Annotated in this window: 17 protein-coding genes; 3 read left to right on the top strand and 14 right to left on the bottom strand. The window is 50.6% G+C overall.

Annotated features, from left to right (window positions below):
• The first annotated feature begins 368 nt into the window (after window positions 1–368).
• Together asnB and C5S61_RS23365 are read left to right on the top strand one after the other, a co-directional pair.
• On the top strand, window positions 369–2240 hold the full coding sequence (asnB, locus tag C5S61_RS23360) for an asparagine synthase (glutamine-hydrolyzing) (RefSeq protein WP_110519437.1): 1872 nt from the start codon (window positions 369–371) through the stop codon (window positions 2238–2240).
• On the top strand, window positions 2237–3421 hold the full coding sequence (locus tag C5S61_RS23365) for a glycosyltransferase family 4 protein (protein ID WP_110519439.1): 1185 nt from the start codon (window positions 2237–2239) through the stop codon (window positions 3419–3421). The genes asnB and C5S61_RS23365 overlap by 4 nt, the downstream gene beginning before the upstream one ends.
• Here the strand turns inward: C5S61_RS23365 and C5S61_RS23370 are convergent.
• A complete protein-coding gene (locus C5S61_RS23370) occupies window positions 3418–4137 on the bottom strand; it encodes an esterase family protein (RefSeq protein ID WP_110519441.1) in 720 nt (239 codons plus the stop codon). The genes C5S61_RS23365 and C5S61_RS23370 overlap by 4 nt on opposite strands.
• Before the next feature lie 124 nt (window positions 4138–4261).
• Here C5S61_RS23370 and C5S61_RS23375 point away from each other — a divergent pair, with 124 nt between their 5' ends.
• A complete protein-coding gene (locus tag C5S61_RS23375) occupies window positions 4262–5074 on the top strand; it encodes a glycoside hydrolase family 16 protein (RefSeq protein WP_110519442.1) in 813 nt (270 codons plus the stop codon).
• A gap of 72 nt (window positions 5075–5146) precedes the next feature.
• Here the strand turns inward: C5S61_RS23375 and C5S61_RS23380 are convergent, their stop codons facing one another.
• The 13 genes from C5S61_RS23380 to C5S61_RS23440 form a co-directional block, all read right to left on the bottom strand.
• Window positions 5147–5521, bottom strand: a complete 375-nt coding sequence (locus C5S61_RS23380; RefSeq protein ID WP_110519444.1) for a hypothetical protein — start codon at window positions 5519–5521, stop codon at window positions 5147–5149.
• A 14-nt stretch (window positions 5522–5535) separates the two neighbouring features.
• Window positions 5536–6513 (bottom strand): AHH domain-containing protein, encoded by a 978-nt coding sequence (locus C5S61_RS23385; RefSeq protein ID WP_164689743.1) that lies wholly within the window; start codon window positions 6511–6513, stop codon window positions 5536–5538.
• 13 nt (window positions 6514–6526) lie between these two features.
• On the bottom strand, window positions 6527–7504 hold the full coding sequence (locus C5S61_RS23390) for a hypothetical protein (RefSeq protein WP_110519448.1): 978 nt from the start codon (window positions 7502–7504) through the stop codon (window positions 6527–6529).
• Window positions 7505–7509: 5 nt separating this feature from the next.
• Window positions 7510–7794, bottom strand: coding sequence for a hypothetical protein (locus C5S61_RS23395; RefSeq protein ID WP_110519450.1), 285 nt, complete (start codon window positions 7792–7794; stop codon window positions 7510–7512).
• 19 nt (window positions 7795–7813) lie between these two features.
• On the bottom strand, window positions 7814–8083 hold the full coding sequence (locus C5S61_RS23400; protein ID WP_110519452.1) for a hypothetical protein: 270 nt from the start codon (window positions 8081–8083) through the stop codon (window positions 7814–7816).
• A 3-nt stretch (window positions 8084–8086) separates the two neighbouring features.
• On the bottom strand, window positions 8087–10939 hold the full coding sequence (locus C5S61_RS23405; RefSeq protein ID WP_110519454.1) for an FtsK/SpoIIIE domain-containing protein: 2853 nt from the start codon (window positions 10937–10939) through the stop codon (window positions 8087–8089).
• 212 nt (window positions 10940–11151) lie between these two features.
• Complete coding sequence (gene phoU / locus C5S61_RS23410; protein WP_110519456.1) at window positions 11152–11838, bottom strand: phosphate signaling complex protein PhoU; 687 nt, start codon at window positions 11836–11838, stop codon at window positions 11152–11154.
• An 89-nt stretch (window positions 11839–11927) separates the two neighbouring features.
• Window positions 11928–12725, bottom strand: coding sequence for a phosphate ABC transporter ATP-binding protein PstB (pstB, locus tag C5S61_RS23415; protein ID WP_110519457.1), 798 nt, complete (start codon window positions 12723–12725; stop codon window positions 11928–11930).
• A gap of 3 nt (window positions 12726–12728) precedes the next feature.
• Window positions 12729–13979 carry a phosphate ABC transporter permease PstA gene (gene pstA, locus C5S61_RS23420; protein ID WP_110519459.1) on the bottom strand — a complete coding sequence of 417 codons (1251 nt, stop codon included), beginning with the start codon at window positions 13977–13979 and terminating at the stop codon, window positions 12729–12731.
• A complete protein-coding gene (gene pstC / locus C5S61_RS23425; RefSeq protein ID WP_110519461.1) occupies window positions 13979–14920 on the bottom strand; it encodes a phosphate ABC transporter permease subunit PstC in 942 nt (313 codons plus the stop codon). Before pstC ends, pstA begins: the two co-directional genes overlap by 1 nt.
• Window positions 14921–15040: 120 nt before the next feature.
• Window positions 15041–17008, bottom strand: a complete 1968-nt coding sequence (locus C5S61_RS23430) for a PstS family phosphate ABC transporter substrate-binding protein (RefSeq protein ID WP_110519463.1) — start codon at window positions 17006–17008, stop codon at window positions 15041–15043.
• A 163-nt stretch (window positions 17009–17171) separates the two neighbouring features.
• Window positions 17172–17411 (bottom strand): hypothetical protein, encoded by a 240-nt coding sequence (locus tag C5S61_RS23435; protein WP_110519465.1) that lies wholly within the window; start codon window positions 17409–17411, stop codon window positions 17172–17174.
• 107 nt (window positions 17412–17518) lie between these two features.
• Window positions 17519–19495, bottom strand: coding sequence for a tetratricopeptide repeat protein (locus C5S61_RS23440; RefSeq protein ID WP_110519467.1), 1977 nt, complete (start codon window positions 19493–19495; stop codon window positions 17519–17521).
• Between the last annotated feature and the right edge of the window lie 454 nt (window positions 19496–19949).

Raw genomic sequence — 19949 nt, forward strand, 5'->3', positions numbered from 1 at the left:
CCCCAGCCCCCTCTCCCACTGAACGCGGGCGAGGAGGAGCCAACCAGTGTGTACCAAAAAAATGGCGGCAAAACCACCGCTAAAGCCCCTCACCTGCGGGCGGGAGCGGGATTGGGGTGAGGAAATCTTAAAACCCACCTTTGGAAGCAAGCCCCCTTTCCCACTGAACGCGGGCGAGGGGGAGCCATGGAATAACATATCTTGCCTACTGCACATGGGCAAGATGGAGCCATTGTTCAATCACAAATTGCGACAGAACCACAGGGTTAAAGCCCCTCGCCCATCGGATGGGAGAGGGGTTGGGGGTGAGGGAATCTTACCCTGCTCCAGCATTCTGCACCTGCTAGTACCCGCGTTTGGAGCGTCGTATGTGTGGCATTACGGGCCATCTCGAATGGCATGGCATGGCTCAGGCAACAATTCTTGAGCAACAAACCGAGGCAATTCGCCATCGCGGGCCTGATAGCGCAGGCTTTTTTTGTGTTAATCAGGTTGCGCTGGGCATGCGCCGATTGGCGATTATCGACCTTGCTCATGGCGAGCAACCGATGTTCAGCCGCGATGCTGATTTGGCGTTAGTGTTCAACGGCGAGATTTATAATTTCCAAGCCTTGCGCCTGCAATTGCAGCAACTTGGCCAAACCTTCGCTACCCACAGCGACACCGAAGTGATTGTACGTGGGATTGAGCAATGGGGCATTTTTGGCTGTGTCGAGCGCTTAAACGGCATGTTTGCTTTGGCGATTTGGCAACAACAAGCCCAACGGCTGACGCTGGTACGCGATCGACTGGGCATCAAACCGCTCTACTGGTATGCAGATGGACAGCGTTTGGTCTTTGGCTCAGAGATAAAGGCAATTTTGGCTCATCCAGCAGTGCCACGCCAGATCAATCTCCACGGCTTGGCCAACTACCTGAGTTTTGGCCATAGCCTCGCGCCGCAAACCATGCTCCAAGGTATTTACAAAGTCGAGCCAGCTCACATTTTGACATGGGATGTTGCTAGCCAAACGCTGCACCAGCAACGCTATTGGCAGTTGCAGCCAAGCATCACGCCAATTGCGCCTGCCGCAGCTGCCGCCGAAGTGTATAGCCGTTTGCGCGAGGCTGTGCGCTTGCAGCTGATTAGCGATGTGCCGCTGGGTGCGTTCCTCAGCGGTGGCCTCGATTCGAGCATCATCGTGGGCTTGATGAGCCGCTTGGGAGCCGCGCCGATCAACACATTTAGCGTTGGCTTTGCGCATGAACAGGGTTTTAACGAATTGCCCGATGCAGCGTTAGTGGCGCAGCATTTTGGCACCAAACACCACGAATTGTTGCTTGATGCCAACGATTTGGTTGGCGCACTGCAAACCTTGGTCTACCACTACGATGAGCCATTTGGCGATGCTGCTGGCTTGCCGGTCTACCTCGTTTCGCGCTTTGCCCGCGAACACGTCAAAGTGGTATTGACTGGCGAGGGCAGCGATGAACAATGGGCTGGCTATCGGCGCTATCAAGCTGAATTACTCGCCCGTATGCTGCAATATGTGCCGGGCCACGCCATGCTTGGCCCGCTAATTCGCCAATTGCCGCGCAACCGCCGCTTGAAACAAGCAATTCGCAGTTTAGAGCAACGTGATCCTGCTCGACGCTATGCAGCATGGCTGACGATCGCCGATCTTCAGCAGCGCCAGCGTTTGCTGCAACCGCAGTTGAGCGCAGCACTTGGCGATTATGCACCAGAGCAAATCTACGACCAGGTGTATCCACGCAGCGGCGAGGCTTTGACCAACATGGGTTTGGCCGATTTGCAAACGTGGTTGCCCGACACCTATTTGGAAAAAGTTGATAAGGCTTCGATGGCCGCCAGTCTTGAAGCACGCGTGCCGTTTCTCGACCATACCTTGGTTGAGTGGACGATGAATCTGCCGAATAGCTTAAAATTGCGCGGTCGCCAAACCAAGTGGCTGCTGCGTCAAGCCTTTGGCGAAATGTTACCCCAACGCACGTTGCGCAAGCCCAAACATGGCTTTGCCGTGCCAACCGATCCTTGGTTTCGCGGCGCACTCAGCAATTGGACAGCAGAAATTTTATTTGATCAACGAACCTTGGCTCGTGGCCTGTTCAATGCCCAAGAGGTGCGGCGCATCTACCAAGCACATCGTGATGGCAAAGAAGTCGCCGATACCTTATTGTGGTTGCTGCTGAACCTCGAACTGTGGCAACGGATCTATCTTGATCGCGAGCAACGGCTATGAATCAACCGCTGGTGCTGCATATTGCTACCGCCGATATGGGCTTGTGCTTTTTGCTGCTCGAACAGATGCAGGCAATTCAGCATGCAGGCTATCAGGTGCGCGGGGTTGCCAGCGACGGCCCCTATCGCGCCGAAGTTGAGGCTGCTGGCATTCCGGTTGAGGTGGTGACCATGCCGCGCTCGGTCACGCCAACGAGTGATTTAGTTGCCATCGCCAAGTTGGTGCGTTTGTTTCGTCAGCTTAAACCAACGATTGTACACACCCATAATCCCAAGCCTGGCTTGCTTGGCCAGCTAGCAGCGCGGCTTGCAGGTGTGCCAATTATCATCAACACCATTCATGGCTTCTATTTTCATGAACATTCGAGCGCCAAGCAACGGAACTTTTACATTGCCATGGAAAAAATCGCCGCGCGCTGTTCGCATGCGATTCTCTCGCAAAATCGCGAAGATCTGACCACAGCCTTAGCAAGCAAAATCGCGCGGCCAGAGCAAATCAGCGTTTTGGGCAATGGCATTAATATTGATGTGTTTGATCGACGAGCGGTTAGCCAAACCGAGGTGGAAACAGCCCGCCAAGCCTTGGGAATACCCGTCGACGCGCAGGTAATTGGCGCAGTTGGGCGCTTGGTGGCCGAAAAAGGCTATCGCGAGTTGTTTGAGGCTTGCCGACAGCTGATGGCAACGAGGCCAAATTTGCGTTTGCTAGTAGTTGGCCCAGAAGAACCACATAAAGCCGATGGCTTAACCGCCGCAACCGCCGCTGAATATGGCATTGCTGAACGCACGCATTTTGCAGGTCTGCGCCGCGATATGCCAGTGCTCTATCACTTGATGGATGTTTTGGCCCATCCTTCGTATCGCGAGGGCTTTCCGCGTGCGCCGATGGAAGCCAGCGCAATGGGCGTGCCAGTCGTGGCCAGCGCTATTCGTGGTTGTCGCGAAACCGTGGTGCATGGCCTGAATGGAATGTTGGTGCCAGTACGCGACGCGGCGGCCTTAGCCCAAAGCCTTGGCCGCATCCTCGATGATCAAATATTGCGCGCGGCGTTTGCCAAATTAGCCCGCCAACTTGCCGAGCGTGAGTTTGATCAACAGCGGGTCTTTGAGCGAGTGCTGTTGACCTACGCCGAGCAATTGCAAGCCCGTGGCCTCGCCATGCCAACACCAATTCATGGTTAATCGTGGCCTTGAATATATTTGGGCAGCATTTGCTCCCAATATGGCCAATCGTGGGCCCAACCATCCCAAACCCGCAACGCATTGCCAACCCCGTGATTCCACAAATTATCCGAAAGCACTTGGTTGCTGTGGTAGCTGGGGTCGTCGCGGCCAATCGCCAAAATAATATCCAGCTGGCGCAAATGGGCTAGTTGGTTGGCATCGTGCAAATGGGCCGTGTACTCGGTCGGCGTGTTGAAATACACCTGATCATCGCTGTAGCCATCCATAAATGAGCGCATATTGTAGCGGCCACTCAAGCCTAAGCAACGCCGAAACAGCTGTGGGTAGCGCAAGGCAATATTCACCGCATGAAAGGCACCAAACGAGCAGCCAAGGCTCATCAAAAATTGATTTTGATTGAAATTTCGTAGCCACGGCACAACTTCGCCAATCAAATACTGCTCATATTGCAAATGGCGGCCAATGCGCCCGCTAGGATGCGCCCATTTGCAATACCAACTTTCAGCATCAACGCTATCAATACAAATTAATTGCAGCCACCCACGCTCAAGGTGTTCGGCCAAAAGCCCGGTCATGCCGCGATCTTCAAACTCGAAAAAACGGCCCATTGAGGTTGGAAAAACCAAGACTGGCGCACCATGATGTCCAAACAACAGAAGCTCCATGTCGCGGCCAAGCGCTGAACTATGCCAACGATGATATGAACGATGCATCGGCGTTCCTCACACTGAGAACCATCACAGCGAGTATAGCATGAACCAGCATTTGCGGCTTAACAAAATGCGTGAAGCACCCTACAATAGCTCAAACATGCTGTGAGCAAAGGATTTCTCGACCATGGATTTAACCACTGCAATGCCCGCCAACCCAGTTGAAAAAGCTGGCTATCGCTTAGAATTTCAGGATGAATTTACCAGCCCAAACCTTGATCAAACTAAATGGTTGCCATTCTATTTGCCGCAATGGAGTTCGCGGGAGCGTTCAGCGCCGCGCTATCAATTGACGAACAACAGTCTAATCCTTGAAATTCAGGCTGATCAAGTGCCGTGGTGTCCTGAGTTCGATGGCCAAACTCGCTGCTCGTCGTTGCAAACAGGGGTGTTTGGCGGAGCGTTGGGCAGCCCATTCGGCCAACATCGCTTCAACCAAGCCTGCGTGGTGCGCGAGCCGCAAGATTCGATGCAGACCTATACGCCGCACTATGGCTATTTTGAAATGCGCGCCAAAGCCACGATTGGCCCAAATAATGTGGTGGCCTTGTGGATGATTGGCTTCGAGGATCAGCCAGCATATTCCGGCGAACTAGCAATTATGGAAATCAAAGGCTGGAATATTGGGGCTGAGGGCTTGAAATTGGGTTATGGCGTGCATCCTTGGGGCGATTCGCAGCTTACTGACGAGTTTTTTGAGGATGACGTGGCGCTTGATGTGCGCGAGTATCATATTTACGCTGCCGAATGGACACCCAGCCATGTTGATATTTACCTTGATAATCGTAAATTGCGCACGATTCAGCAATCGCCCAACTATCCAATGCAATGTATGCTCGGAATTTACGATTTGCCGCAGCGTCAAAGCGAGCCAAGCTCAACGCCTTATCCACATCAATTTGAGATCGATTATGTGCGTGGGTATCAGCGAGTAAGCTAGGGTGCAGGGACGAGGGATCAGAAATGAAATTTAATCCCTTGCCTCCAACAACCGCACCCGAAAAACGATAAATTACAGCATAACCAGTACGATGAAGATCACAATAGCAGCAATAACAACCCCTGTAATAATCAAATTACGCTGTTTTTCCCGAATTTGGTCAATTAACATATTTTTTAAGCTAATTCCTTTGCGTAAATTACTAATCTCTTGAATATATTGTTGGAGATTTTGAATAATCGCTTCAATTTCAGCAACCGGCTCGTTAGCGCTGGTCAGTGGTTTCATTGCGAAGGCTGGATCAACTGGTTGTACTTTAACCTGATTGGCTAGCTCCTCAAATTTACGTTGCCGAGCTTGGGCATAATTGGCCTTGCCCCAAATAACCTGACGTTCGAGCAACATTTGGTCCAGCTCGGATGGAATAATTGGATGCGACTTTGGCATAAGAAACTCCCTAATCAATACGGAAACTTACCATTAAGTAAATCTTCACGGATTTTATTTAAAGCCTGAATCACTTCTGCTTGGCTATTCGTTTTTGATAATCGCTGATAAACATACATAAAATAACGCCTCGTATGGATTTTACGATGGTTGGGCAAACGGCCAATCCCATTTTTTGTTGGCAAAAATACGCCATTATGCGCATCGTTAATATCAATCCCAAATTTCTCTAAGTGTAAGCGAGCTTGGCTTAGATACAAATCAACTTCACCAAATGGAATAATATGATGCGCTGCATAGCCTTTATCTGGGTCTGGAAAGCCTGCGTTTACAAGATTATCTCTAAGTTTAGAAGATGCCTTGTTTCGAAGTTTTTTATAAATATGGGTATATTTATGTTTAAAATAGCGCAGCCTTGCAAATCCCAATACTTGCACATTAACCCGCTTTGGGCGTTTTAAATTGGGGATACTACTATTGATTGGTTTGAGCCTAATTGTGCTAGCAGGAGCTTTTGGCTGGTTAGCTTTTGGTGGCTCTGGGGTTTTTCTGGGCGCGCCGCTAAAAAGCGCAGCCTCAAAGCTTGGGCCTTCAGTTGGGCCGCAACATCCGCCAGCCTGATTGAGCAGTTGCTGCACCTCAAGAAACTGGGCCAGCGCTTTATTGGTTTGCTGATCGGCAAATTTAAGCTCACTATAGCCTTGCCTGAGGTCATGATTAATCTGCTCAATCGTTTCACGAATGGTTTGGGCGATTTGATCGGCATCAATCACCAATGCTTCAACTTGCAGTGCGTGCTTGTAGGCTTGTTCGTGGTTGGTTGCCTGATCGTTGAGCGCTTGGCGTAGCCGCTGATCATTCTCGGTATGGGGCGTAATGTAGCGTTGCCGAATAGTTTTAGCGGCACTATCTTGCCACACCGAATCCATATTACTAATGAAATCGTGGAAAAGTTGGGCGCGATAATTAAATTTCCATAATTCATCTTGCATCGCCAACAAACTCCTACAACGGTTCAGGTCGATCGTACTGTGTAAGCTGGTCAACCCGATCTGAGAGAAAGCCCTGCCCATCTTGGCTCAAGAGGCGTGCCGATTCATAAGAGGCTTCAGCGCTATTGAGGTGCGATTGAGCTTCTTCGGTTAACCGCCATTGCTGCTTGGCCTCAGCAAGCAAGTTATTGGCTACCTTGGTTTGCTGTGCTGCCAACCGATTGACGGTGGCACTTGCATTATTCACCGTTTTGCTCGATTCAACAGCTCGTTCTGTTTGATTAAGGCTATCTTCGGCCCAGGTTTGGGCCTGAGTTGCGGCACTAACCGCATTTTGCGTGATCGCAACCGACTGAGTACAGCAGTTGAAGCGCTGAGTAGCCTGTTGGACTTCGATCAAAGCCGCATTAAGTTCAACTTGAGCTAGTTCAACTGTGACCATTGCCAAGTGCAAAACCCCCTCGGCAGCCTGCACAGCCGCCGCCTCATTGCGACAATGGCGGCGATTCGCATCATTTTGACACGCATTGTAGCGCCTAACTGCTTCGTCAAGTTGATATTTGGCTAAGCTTAGTTGGCGTTGAGCTGCGTCGAGGGCAACTTTAGCAACCTGCAACCGGGTTTGCGCACGAGCCAACCATGCTCTAGCTTCAGCCAACTCAGCATCCCAGTAGCTTACTACTTGTTGGGTCGCTGACACAATTTGCGTAGCTTGCTTAACCAGGGCTTCGGCATTGAGCAATGCATCGGTTGTGGTTGCCTCAAATCGCTCGGCTTCCAACTTAACTGCATCAGCTTGGTGCTGATCAGTTTTCGCACGATCGGCAACAATCTGGCCAACCCGCATACTTTGAGACGATTGTTCAAGCATTTGCCGTTGCTGGAAATTGGCAATTTCAAGTGTCTCTTGGGCGGTCATATCCCACAGCGCCAACTCTTTTTGCAGGTCACCTAAGACTTGAATAATCTTGCGAGGAGTTGCAGTCATCATACTACTCACCCTAAATTATTGATCTGTTCGGCTTCGGATAGGGCTTGAATTCGCGCTTGTAAGAGCTGATTAATGAAGGTGGTCGCACTCAAATAATCTTCAAAATTTTGACTGGTGCGCAGCCAATGAATCCGAAATTCGCGAGCGGCATCACCCTCGTAGACGCTGCTAAAGGCATGCCAACGCTGCTTCAATTGGTCAAATTTAATCCGTAAGAGCTGTTGATGTTTATCCAAGCTTTGTTGATAATCGATCAAGCCGCGTAATAATCGTGCTGCATCGGTAGCCATAGCATCTTCCTATGTAGATTTAGCCATGAAGATAGCGTTGTAAGCGAAGCAATTTTTCGTGTAAAAATCGGCTGTAATTGGGAGCTTCGCGTTGCAAATATTGGCGCATAAATTCGGCAAAATGCTGCCAGCGTTGATCATATTGCAGCCGAAAGCTATCTTGCCACACTGGGTCAACAATACTATGGTTATGTTCCAAATCGCGCATTGATTGGGTAATTTGCAGATTAAATTCATCAAGTTCGCGTGCAAAATAGCGCATTTGCTCGAGCGTTTCATCAAGGCTCATTGATTAACTCCTATCGCTTAATGATTGGCCAATCAACTGAATTTCATCAATTAATCGATTCGGTTGTTCAGCATCAGGTTGCAAACTATAGGGCTTAATCCGTTTTTGTTGGTCATTTTCAATATTCGTATATAACGCAGAGACGGGATACGGCCCATCAACTTGCAACATTGCCGCTTTACGATTACGAACTAGGGCAAATGATTCTTCTTCAGACATTTGCAGGGCAATTCGATGATTAAAGTATGGTAGACCGCGTTTTTCATCAATGATCGCGCTGAATGAGCGCATACTATTGGCACTCAAAATCAAGTGAATCCCATAGCGTGAGCCATCACTATAGAGCTGGTGAAATTTTACGCCCAGTGGGCTATCTACAAACCCATAGCCATCATTAATCCGTCTGAGTTGTTCGATCCGATCAATTTCGCTCATAACCACAACAATTGATTGAGCTTGAGCCAGTTCATCCTCGGCGAGGGTTTTGCGCTGCTGCAGAATCGTAATTAAGAAATCGAACATGCCTTCGATGGCAGCCTCTTTACGATTAAAGCCAACGGTGTAGCCAGCTGGGCGCAGCAGGTTTTCGCTCAGATGCTCCAGCGCTGAACTCCAATCGGAGCCACTAATTGAGCGATCAATAATAATAAAGCGCAGTGCTTGTGGATTCGATTGCAAGGCAAAACTGGTGATAATACCCAACATCATGCCATAGCGAGCGGCATGATTGTTGCCAACAATTACGCCATGTTCAGCATCACGCCGCCTTAAAATCAAGTTAGCCTGACCACGTACATTAAATTCTTGGCCAATCCAAGCGACAAAAGGCCGTTCAACTGCATGCCAATCGGCTACTTCCCAGCCACCTTGGGCTTGAGAACGCTTGGCAAGCTGATCAATTTCGCTCGGCGCAGGCCAATTTTTACGCTGGGTAAGTGCCCGAATAACGGGATTATCCAACACATTTGGTTGGCTATTGCCATTAAAAACAATTCGTTGGGGCAAATCAGCTGGCGGAATAGGTTGCGCTTTGGCAATTAATTGTTGAATCAATTGATCGCGATATTCAGGGGTAATAAAGGCAGTTTTGCCAGCAAAATTAGCGTTTTCATCGCCAGCACGATCATTAATCACCAGTTTGCCAGGGCGATTACAGGTTGCCAGAATCAAGCCTTTGCCCCGCGAGCCAAATTCGGTTAGTGCTCGAATATCGGGTTCGGCCATTTGCATCGCCATGCGCAGGTGAATATTGCCAAAAATCGCCGTTTGATTCAACATTCCAGCCGCCCCATAGCGTTGCGAAGCCAACAACATATGAATCCCAGTGTTGCGGCCTTGGGCGGATAGCTGGTTGAGCATGCGCGAGGCATTGCCATCGCGATCGTTTTCAAATAATTGCTGATATTCATCAACGATCAGCAAGATGCGCGGCATGCTACCGTCTGGCTGACCTTGCCGTCGATAGCTGCTAATTCCGGTTACACCACGCCGAGTAAAAATGGCATTGCGTCGCTCCATTTCGGCTAAAAGTTCAGCCAAAACACTGCGCGATAATTCGGCTGAGGTATGCAGCGAAACAACTTCAGCATGCGGCAATTGACGATAGGGCTGAAATTCAACCCCATATTTACCATCAATTAGGTAAAAGCGTAATTCAGCAGGGCTATAGCGCACGGCCAAGCCCAAAATAAGGCTATGATAAAGACTTGATTTCCCTGAGCCAGTCATTGCGCCTAAAATGCCATGGGCACATGGCCGACCCTCAGCATCTTCGCCAAACCAAATTTTGAGCGCCTCGCTGCCGCCACGCTTGCCAATTGGGACCTCAATCAACTGGCTACTATCACCAGTCCACCATTGTTGTTCAGGAATCCCCGCAACATCTTGCCACGTAATAATGCTATCGCTTGGTTTGGTATTGGCGAGCCGTTCAAAAACAAACTTCTGAACCTCAGCGCTGGGGGCAGCATCGTGCTGAATGATATAGGGCGTTGAATGCAGATCGAGATGTTTTTGCGTGAGATCAATCCAAAATGCGTTACTAAACCCATCCATACTGAGATCACGGGGCAATTCGTAGTCTTGATTATGATGAATAAACACGTAACAGCCTGCTTGAGGGCCAGTAATTGCCGCACTTTGCAGTTTTTCGATTGCGCGCCGATCATATTTATTGGGAAAATTGGCGGCAAACACAAAATGATAGTGCTCATTGATCCGAATTTCATGGGGAATTTGTTCAAATGAGCGCACTTCTGCATCAAGATAGGTTTCAATTTTACGCCGAATTTCATTAATTACCTGATCGACATCTCGGGCAACATCGTCGCTATTCGGGGTAACATTGGGCAATTGGCGACGCATGGGATAGGCTTGGCCATTGCCTGCAGGATCGAGCAGGCTATAGCTGGCCTGATGCGGTACCATGAGGGCAGTCCGAATTAATAGCGATTGTAAGAGCTGTTTGCCCTGCTCATAGGCTTGTTCCCCGCTAGTTTGCACAATAATTGAGCTATTGTTCCCAATAAATGGCAGCAATGCAGGGATACTAAACTGTTGATTGAGCTTATTTTCGATTAACCGCCCATAGCGTAAGATTGAATAGGGGTTTGCGGTTTGGGCATTCCATTGTTGCCATTGGGCAAGCGTCCAATCTGCTGCGTGCACCGGATCAAAGGTTTGGATTTGGGTCTGCGCTTTTTGCTGCTGTTCATTGAGTTGCGTTTCAAAAAAGGGGGAAATTTGCTTAACATGGGTTCTACCATGCAGAATGAGCTGATTTGCTTGGCCTGTTACGAGGTTTATTTGAGCCTCAAGATCGCGAATTTCTTGTTGTAGGGCTTCAATGTTACTCATCAGATAACTGCCTCCACACCATGTATGCAAACAACTTTGGTTAAAAACTTAACATTTTGGCTGCAATATTCAATTAAGCTCAATTGATTAGTTGGGATTATAGAAGAAGCTACCCTAACAGTCAATAACCGTAGATTTAACAAAAACCACTCCCGCTGAATACGTTTGGAAAGCAGGAGTGGCTGATTCGATGCTTTTTAAGGTGGCAAAATTTATAGTTCGTTGACGCGGCTTGGCTCGTCTTTGCGCAGCCGATGCTTGTCGATGATGCCAGTTGCGATAAAACTAGTGCGTTCGCCAATGTTGATGGTGCGGTCGGCGATGCGCTCTAGGTTGTGGGCAATCCACAAATAATACATCGCCCGCTCAACGTGGTCGGGCTGGCTGCGCATGGTGGCAAACGTCCAAGCCAAGGTTTCACGATAGAGGCTATCAATCTCGTCGTCGGAGAGTTCGAGTCGCTCGGCTGCTTGAGGATCGCGATTGTGCAAGGCATCGAGGGCATCGCGCAACATGGCTTGGGCCTTTAGCGCCATAGTTTTGATTTGCGGTGGCTGCGTTAATTGGGGCAATTCGATACAGCGAATCACCAGCTCGGCGATGCCCTCGGCGTAATCGCCAATCCGTTCAAGCTCCGAGGCAAGCTCCAAAAACATACTGACCACTCGCAGGTCGCGGGCCATCGGCTGTTGGCGGGTAATGACGCTCAGGGCGTTGGTTTCAATCTGATAGCGCAAGTCATCGATCACATTATCGTTGGCAATAACTTGGCGCGCAAAAATCGGCTCGTTGCGTTCAAGTGACCACAACGCATCGCGCACGGCCAAGGCAACCCGATTGCCCATATCCCGAATTTGGCCTTCTAGCTCGGCCAAGGCATGCAAAAAACGTTCGCGCATTCGAACCTCGCGGCCACGTGGTGGCAGATAGACAAGAGCAACGAACAGTGTCCGTTGCTCATTGCTCGATTTTGCCGAAAGTTGGCGAATTAACCAAAGCGTCCGGTGATGTAATCTTCGGTGCGTTTGTCTTTGGGATTGGTGAATAAATCGCCGGTTGGGCCGTATTCGACCAACTCGCCCGCCCGTTGATCGTTCATCAAGAAAAAGGCTGTGTAATCGGAGGCACGAGCTGCTTGTTGCATATTGTGGGTCACAATCGCAATCGTGTAGCGTTGGCGCAACTCCATCATCAACTCCTCGATTTTCAAGGTGCTGATGGGGTCGAGCGCCGAACATGGCTCGTCCATCAAAATAACTTCTGGCTCGACGGCCAAGGCGCGGGCAATGCACAAACGCTGTTGCTGGCCACCAGAGAGCGCCAAACCACTTTCCTTCAACTTATCCTTAACGTCATCCCACAAGGCGGCTTGGCGCAGACAGCGCTCGACCAAATCGTCCATCTCGCTTTTGGTGCCCTTCCAGCCATTAATCCGTGGGCCAAAGGCAATGTTATCGTAAATGCTTTTGGGAAATGGATTGGGCTTTTGGAAAACCATGCCGATGCGGCGACGCACTTCTACTGCATCAACGTCGTTGGCATACAAATTTTGCTCGTGGAATAGCACTTCGCCTTCGACTCGCGCACCATTGACCAAATCGTTCATGCGGTTAAGCGAGCGCAGCACCGTGCTTTTGCCACAGCCAGAAGGGCCGATTAGCGCAGTAATTTTGTTGCGTTCAATATTCAGCGAAACATTATTGATGGCGCGAAACGCCCCATAGTAGACATTCATATTGCGCACAACCAATGTATGTTGGGCTGTATCAGTTTGTTTCTCGGTCATGGCTTAACCTCGTTTGCTGAAGCGATTGCGTAACAGAACGGCAATGGCATTGAGCGATAGCAACATCACCAACAACACCACAATTGCCGATGCAGCAATATGGGCAAATTCTGGTTGTGGTCGCGATGTCCAGTTGTAAATTTGAATCGGTAGGGCGGTAAATTTGGCAAATGGGCCATCGGGATCAGTCACGATAAAGGTTGAAGCGCCAACCACAATCAAGGGAGCGGTTTCGCCGATTGCCCGCGAAATTGCCAAAATCGTGCCCGTGAAGATGCCAGGCAAGGCGTTTGGCAACACATGATGCCAAATTGTTTGCCATTTGGTTGCCCCAAGACCATAGCTTGCTTGGCGCAACGAAAGCGGCACAGCCCGAATGGCTTCTTGGCCGTTGATAATCATAATTGGCAAAATCAGCAACATCATCGTCAGCGAGGCAGCCACAATCGTGCGGCCATTGCCACTATCAGCGCCGAAAATTCGCCCGCTGGTAATTGGCTCAAGCGTACGCACGAAAATCACCAAACCAAGCATCCCATAAATAATTGATGGCACGCCAGCCAGATTATTAATATTGGTTTGGATGATGCGGTTAAAGCGATTGTCGGTGGCATATTCTTCGAGGTAGATGGCCGCGCCAACCCCAATTGGGAAGGCAAACAAAATTGTAATTCCGATCATCCACAATGAGCCAAGCAAGGCCGTGCGCACGCCAGCGCGCAAGGGGTCGCTCGACATTGGCGTGGTTAAAAAGCTGGTCGAAATCCACGAACGGAATTCCAACTTAGCCTCAGGAAACTCGCTGGCAACTTGGGCATCGATGGCCGCTTTGTTGAACCATGAATCGCGCAGCGTCCATGTTTCGAGGGTTTGGGGCTTTAACACCCGCTCAATCACCAAATCATAGACTTCGCTATCACTGCGGTTGGCCATGGGCTTTTCGTTTTCCAAGGTACGAAATGCGTTTTTACGCATATTCCCTTGTAAAACTGCGACCAACTCATCCTTGTTGAGTTCATCAAGTGGTTTATCGCTGAGCGTCGCTGGATCAACGGCATATTCGGTGGCAACATAGCCAAAGACTTCGTTGACAACGTTGTAAACCAACAAACTGAGCGCAATCAAGCCAAAGATGGTTGCCGAAAGAAAGATAGTGCGCCAAATAGCACCCTTACGGCGACGGCTAGCAACATTGCGGCGCGACGCTTCACCTTGAGGCAACCCTGATTTAAGTTCATCATTCAGTGTTGTCATTATTCGTATACCTCACGGAAGCGACGTACCAAGCGACGGCTGATCATATTGAGGCCGAGGGTCATCAAGAACAGCGTCAAGCCAATCGCGAAGATACTGTTATAGTCGATACTGGCATAACTCAAGTCGCCACCGCTAATCCGCGCGATGTGACCAGTCATGGTTTCGGCGGCTTCGAAGGGATTGAAGGTGAAGGTTGGTTTGGCACCAGCCGCCACGGCCACAATCATCGTTTCGCCAACTGCCCGCGAAATCGCTACCACGAAGGCCGCGATAATGCCCGAAATGCCTGCTGGCAAGACCACTTTAATCGCGGTTTCGAGCCGCGTTGCGCCCAAGCCATACGCGCCTTCACGCAGCGTTCGTGGCACAGCACTCAGCGCATCTTCGCTCATCGACGACACCAGCGGGATAATCATAATCCCCATCACCAAGCCAGCTGAAGCCATGTTATAAATATTGACATTGGCTTCACCAAAGACTGACTTGAGCAATGGTGTCATAAATTTGAGCGCGAAGTAGCCATAGACTACGGTTGGCACGCCTGCAAGGACTTCTAGGACTGGTTTGAGAATACTGCGAGCGCGGCGCGAAGCGTATTCGCTGAGATAAATTGCCGCTGCGAGGCCGGTTGGCAATGCAATACACATTGCGATGGTTGAAGTGAGCAACGTAGAGAGCAGCAATGGCAAAATCCCAAACTCATCAATTTGGGGCGACCAAACCGTGTTGGTCACAAATTCGACAATGCTGACTTGGCGAAAGAATGCAATTGATTCTGAGCCAAGCACAATCACGATCCCGATGGTTGTGAACATTGAAAGTACGCCACAAAAGAGCAAAAATCCTTGGATGATGCTTTCACCAAGGCGCGGCTGCTTTTTCAGGCTAAACGGGCGAGTTGTCTCACGTTGCGAGGTCGTAATACGACGGCTATCCATACCAATACTCACCTTATCGTCCATTGAAACCTCCCGGGTTTGAATCGGGGTTTGTGTAGGTCAACAGGCTGCGGAGCTAAACTCCGCAGCCTGTGCCATGGTACCATAAACCCTTGGTGCTTACTTGGTTGCGTCGAGCAGGTGTTGTTTGGCTTCGTTCAAGGCTTCGGCACTGGCTGGGAAGTAGCCAACTTCCACAATAACTTCGTTGACATTGCTCAAGTAGTAGTTGATGAAGGCTGCTACTTGAGGCTTTTCGGCCAAAATGTTCTTGGCTGAGTAGATGTACAACGGACGAGCCAACGAGTAGCTGCCATCTTCCGTGGTTGCTTCGGTTGGAGCTACGCTGTCAATCGTCAAGGCTTTCAGCTTGCTCTTGTTTTCGTTGTAGTAAGCGTAGCCGAAGTAGCCAATTGCATTGGCATCGCCTTCGATCCCCGTCACCAACACGTTATCGTCTTCGCTCAATTGGGGATTGGCACCCAAAATGTATTTTTGTTCTTTTTTGTAGAAGTGTTCGACGAAGTAGTCAAACGTGCCGCTATCGGTGCCTGGGCTGTACAGTTTGATGGCTTCGGCTGGGTAGCTGGCATCAACTTGGTCCCAGGTTTTGTAGGTGCCTGAGAAGATGTCGGCGACTTGGGCTTCGGTCAAGTTGCTAACGAAGGTGTTTTTGCTGCTGACCACCACGGCCAAGGCATCAGTCCCGACGCGGAATTCAATCACGTCGCGGCCTTTATCGGCACAGGCTTTGGCTTCTTCGTCTTTGATCGCGCGGCTGGCGTTGGCGATGTCGGTTTCGGCGGCGGTACAGAAGCGTTCGAAGCCAGCACCAGTGCCGATGCTATCGATCGTAATGTTACCTTTGTAGCCATCTTCGCCGAAGATTTCGGCCACGGCTTCGCTCAACGGATACACCGTTGATGAACCAGCGGTCACAATATCGCCTTGGATTGCTGCTGGATCAACTTCTTCGAGGGTTACTGCGCTGCCAGTGTTGGTGTTGCCACCAGTGCTGCTGCTACCACCGCTCAAAGCATCGACCAAATGTTGTTTGGCTTCGGCCAACGCATCGGCGCTAGCTGGGAAGTAGCCAACTTCCACGATGACTTCGTTGACATTGCTCAAGTAGTAGTTGATGAAGGCTGCTACTTGGGGCTTTTCGGCCAAAATGTTCTTGGCTGAGTAGATGTACAACGGACGAGCCAACGAGTAGCTGCCATCTTCCGTGGTTGCTTCGGTTGGGGCCACATTGTCAATCGTCAAGGCTTTCAGCTTGCTCTTGTTTTCGTTGTAGTAGGCGTAGCCGAAGTAGCCAATTGCATTCGCATCGCCTTCGATCCCCGTCACCAAGACGTTATCGTCTTCGCTCAATTGGGGATTGGCACCCAAAATGTATTTTTGTTCTTTTTTGTAGAAGTGTTCGACGAAGTAGTCAAACGTGCCGCTATCGGTGCCTGGGCTGTACAGTTTGATCGCTTCGGCTGGATAGCTGGCATCAACTTGGTCCCAGGTTTTGTAGGTGCCTGAGAAGATGTCGGCGACTTGAGCTTCGGTCAAGTTGCTGACGAAGGTGTTTTTGCTGCTGACCACCACGGCCAAGGCATCAGTCCCGACGCGGAATTCAATCACGTCGCGGCCTTTATCGGCACAGGCTTTGGCTTCTTCGTCTTTGATCGCGCGGCTGGCGTTGGCGATGTCGGTTTCGGCGGCAGTACAGAAGCGTTCGAAGCCAGCACCGGTGCCGATGCTATCGATCGTAATGTTGCCTTTGTAGCCATCTTCGCCGAAGATTTCGGCCACGGCTTCGCTCAACGGATACACCGTTGATGAACCAGCGGTCACAATATCGCCTTGAACCGTTGCTGGGTCGACTTCGGCCAAACCACCAGCGGGAACTTCAGCGGTTGCTTCAACTGATGGAGTTGCAGCAGCTTCAGTGGTTGGTGCAGTAGTTGCAGCAGCATCAGCAGTAGTCGCTGTCGCTGCGGTTGTTGGCGCAGTGGTTGGAGTGCTGTCGCCGCCACATGCTGCGAGCATTGTCAGCAACATAATTGAGGCAAGCATTAAACTCAGCAGTTTCCGCATGATCTGGATTCCTCCGAAAAAGAAATTTCTGTTGTATGCAAATTGAATTGTGTGCATCACGTGAGAGCAGTCTAAATCGCTATACTTAAACTGCTTTGATCGCTGTGTTAAGTTCCGATTAAATCTTAGTGCAATGCTGAGTGCGGTGGGTTAATCGTGTGGTTTAAACATCAATCACATTTAAACCATAGAAATGTAGAAATTCGCGTACCGATGGCGTATCGGGCAAGGCCACAACTTGGCGCATATCCAAGCGCGAAAGCACAACTTCAACTGCCCGAATGCTGCCCCGTTGATCGAGATAGGCATGCCGTCCAAGCACTGGTGCATCGATTTGCCAGCCCTGTTGCATGTGATAGCGCACAAGATCCAAGCGTTTGGTCGCATCGTCTAGGTGAACCATAAGCGATCAAGCCTCCGTGATGCGCAATTGCGCAATTCAACGCCGTTGGGCTTGATCAGACCATGCTTGGATTATGTCGACGTTAATCGTTGGTCAAATTATCGCGATCAGGCCTCATGGTGTTTGGATTGCGGCAGTTGGTAGCTAGTCGAACGGCCATCGCCAGAACGCACCAACACATTGCGCTCGACTAAATCGTTCAGATCGCGGGCTGCTTGCTTAGGCGAAATTTGGGTTAGCTCACGGTAATCGCGGTTGGTAATTGATGAATGTTGTTTGAGATAATCGAAAATTTGTTGCTGGCGCTCGTTCAATTCGATGGTTGGCGGGTATAAGCCAGGGTAATTTTCGGCCAAGCCATGCAATTCATTTAACAAACGATCAAGGCCGCTGGCTTGGGCCAATTGAATTGCCTCTGCATAGTAGTGCCGCATCAACTGGATTTGGCCCAGTTCGGCGTAGGCTTCGGCCAAATCGTAGCAGGTGTTGGCTTGCCAATTGTGGTTGTGCATGGCGGCAAAAATCTGGTAAGCAGCCAGATAATGCTCAACAGCCAGCGCTAACTCTTGCATCCAAAAGCAACATGCGCCAATGCTTTTTTGACACAGGCCTTGCATGCGCCGATTGCTCGTGCGATTGGCCAAATTCAGGCTTTGCTCAAAATAATCGAGCGCTTGGGCATAATGGCCAAGGTCGAGGTAATCGTAGCCCAAATTATGCGCGATATGGGTCATCAATAGGCTATGGTTAACTTCGTTGGCCGCCAACCACGCCGCTTGATGTTGATTGATCGCCTCGGCATGTTCGCCGCGATGCGCATAGAACATGCCTCGCGCATTGGCCAACTCGGCCCACGCCCCCCGATCAAGCGGATCGATCAAGGTGGCTGCTTGATCAAGGCTGGCTTGGGCCTGCTCAAAATCACGCTGATCCTGAAACCACATCCATGCTTGCTCCAAGCATACTCGATAGCGCAAGGGATCGTTGGGGGCAGCGCGCTCCACAATCGCAAGGCTATAGTTGAAATGGGCTTGCGCTTCCATTGTGCTCTGTGAGCGAAAAGCCTTGCCACGTTTGTAATAGGCTTCTGCTTTGAGCAAGGGTTCGTTAGCGGCTAATGCAGCCTGATATTCGCCCAAAGCAGTTTGGACATCATTCATGGTCATGGCAACATCGCCGCTGACCAATTTGAGCCGAAACCAAAGTTGGGCTTGCTGAATATCGTGGGCTTGAATTTGCGCCAGCAATTCGCCCAAGGCGCGGCCCTGCAAATTATCAACAATCGTTTGATGCTCAGCGATGATTAGGCTGGCTGCTTGATCGTAGGCTTGGGCTTGCAACCAATGCTGAATTGCTTGCAGCGGCTCGTTATGTTGCACCAATTCGGCCAATTGCTGATGCCAACGGCGGCGCTCGGCGGCACTAATTTGGCTCTGCAAAAAAGGCCGTAATTTCTCGACCAAGGCCAAGCTGTTTGGCTTGAGCAGGCCATGCGCGGCCAATTGTTGCAATGTCTGCTCGGCAATTGCATTTAATTCAAGCCAATGCTCAAGCCAGCGTTGGGCCAATGGTTGCTGATTGAAGGCCAACATGCGGGCGAGGGTTTGTTCAGCAGCCGTTAATTGTGGATAAAGCGCAATAATCGCATGGTTCGGAATGCTGGTGCTGGCATGCTGCAATTCTTCAATCAACAATTTAGCTAGGCTTTGGATGGCTTGGTTGCGAATTGGATAGACGGTCTGCTCGACCACGCCCATCGCTTCTGCAAGGTCGGCAATCCGCAAGCCCTCTGCATAAAACCCCGCCAACACGTTATATTGTCGCCATGGCAAGGCTAGCCAATGGCGCTCGCCGTGGGGCCGAATACGCTCAATCAGCCACCACAAAAGTGCTTGCACCGCCCGCCCAAGCTCAGCCGAACCTTGAGGCCGATCGCCAAGATACCAACGCTCGATCACATGGCAGCTGGCTAATGGCGACCCCGCTAAAAACAACAGATCGCCTTCGCGCGCGTGGCGTAGCGCTTCCGCCAGCATTTTTTCGATGGTTGGGAGATCGTAGCTCAACAAGTCAGGCTGATTCATGGTACATCCTTGTCCAAATAGCGCATGCCCCTCGCTCTCCTCTACAAGGGTCGGTGTTAAGATCCCCTCACCCCAACCCCTCTCCCACGCGGCGGGCGAGGGGCTTTAATCGGGTGCTTTTACCGCCATGGGGTGCGAAATCATGGTCGGCTCCCCCTCGCCCGCGTCCAGTGGGCGAGGGGGTCGGGGGGCGAGGGCATGCATGCACAACAGCCGACCAATCGCTCAAAACCTACCCTTGTAAGGTCGGGGGGTGAAGGTCGGTGTTAAGATCCCCTCACCCCAACCCCTCTCCCACGCGGCGGGCGAGGGGCTTTAATGCCGTGGTTCTCCCCCAATTTCTTCGTAAAAAAGAGTCGGCTCCCCCTCGCCCGCGTGCAGTGGGAGAGGGGGTTGGGGGGTGAGGGAACGCTCCACAGCCGACCAATCGCTCAAAACCTACCCTTGTAAGGAG

Origin of the sequence: Herpetosiphon llansteffanensis (assembly GCF_003205875.1) — a bacterium.
GTDB classification, from domain to species: domain Bacteria; phylum Chloroflexota; class Chloroflexia; order Chloroflexales; family Herpetosiphonaceae; genus Herpetosiphon; species Herpetosiphon llansteffanensis.

Bases quoted from the DNA above. Each gene is read 5' to 3' on its own strand.
- asnB (WP_110519437.1), top strand. From the start codon at position 369: ATGTGTGGCATTACGGGCCATCTCGAATGGCATGGCATGGCTCAGGCA.
- C5S61_RS23365 (WP_110519439.1), top strand. From the start codon at position 2,237: ATGAATCAACCGCTGGTGCTGCATATTGCTACCGCCGATATGGGCTTG.
- C5S61_RS23370 (WP_110519441.1), bottom strand. From the start codon at position 4,137: ATGCATCGTTCATATCATCGTTGGCATAGTTCAGCGCTTGGCCGCGAC.
- C5S61_RS23375 (WP_110519442.1), top strand. From the start codon at position 4,262: ATGGATTTAACCACTGCAATGCCCGCCAACCCAGTTGAAAAAGCTGGC.
- C5S61_RS23380 (WP_110519444.1), bottom strand. From the start codon at position 5,521: ATGCCAAAGTCGCATCCAATTATTCCATCCGAGCTGGACCAAATGTTG.
- C5S61_RS23385 (WP_164689743.1), bottom strand. From the start codon at position 6,513: ATGCAAGATGAATTATGGAAATTTAATTATCGCGCCCAACTTTTCCAC.
- C5S61_RS23390 (WP_110519448.1), bottom strand. From the start codon at position 7,504: ATGATGACTGCAACTCCTCGCAAGATTATTCAAGTCTTAGGTGACCTG.
- C5S61_RS23395 (WP_110519450.1), bottom strand. From the start codon at position 7,794: ATGGCTACCGATGCAGCACGATTATTACGCGGCTTGATCGATTATCAA.
- C5S61_RS23400 (WP_110519452.1), bottom strand. From the start codon at position 8,083: ATGAGCCTTGATGAAACGCTCGAGCAAATGCGCTATTTTGCACGCGAA.
- C5S61_RS23405 (WP_110519454.1), bottom strand. From the start codon at position 10,939: ATGAGTAACATTGAAGCCCTACAACAAGAAATTCGCGATCTTGAGGCT.
- phoU (WP_110519456.1), bottom strand. From the start codon at position 11,838: ATGCGCGAACGTTTTTTGCATGCCTTGGCCGAGCTAGAAGGCCAAATT.
- pstB (WP_110519457.1), bottom strand. From the start codon at position 12,725: ATGACCGAGAAACAAACTGATACAGCCCAACATACATTGGTTGTGCGC.
- pstA (WP_110519459.1), bottom strand. From the start codon at position 13,979: ATGACAACACTGAATGATGAACTTAAATCAGGGTTGCCTCAAGGTGAA.
- pstC (WP_110519461.1), bottom strand. From the start codon at position 14,920: ATGGATAGCCGTCGTATTACGACCTCGCAACGTGAGACAACTCGCCCG.
- C5S61_RS23430 (WP_110519463.1), bottom strand. From the start codon at position 17,008: ATGCGGAAACTGCTGAGTTTAATGCTTGCCTCAATTATGTTGCTGACA.
- C5S61_RS23435 (WP_110519465.1), bottom strand. From the start codon at position 17,411: ATGGTTCACCTAGACGATGCGACCAAACGCTTGGATCTTGTGCGCTAT.
- C5S61_RS23440 (WP_110519467.1), bottom strand. From the start codon at position 19,495: ATGAATCAGCCTGACTTGTTGAGCTACGATCTCCCAACCATCGAAAAA.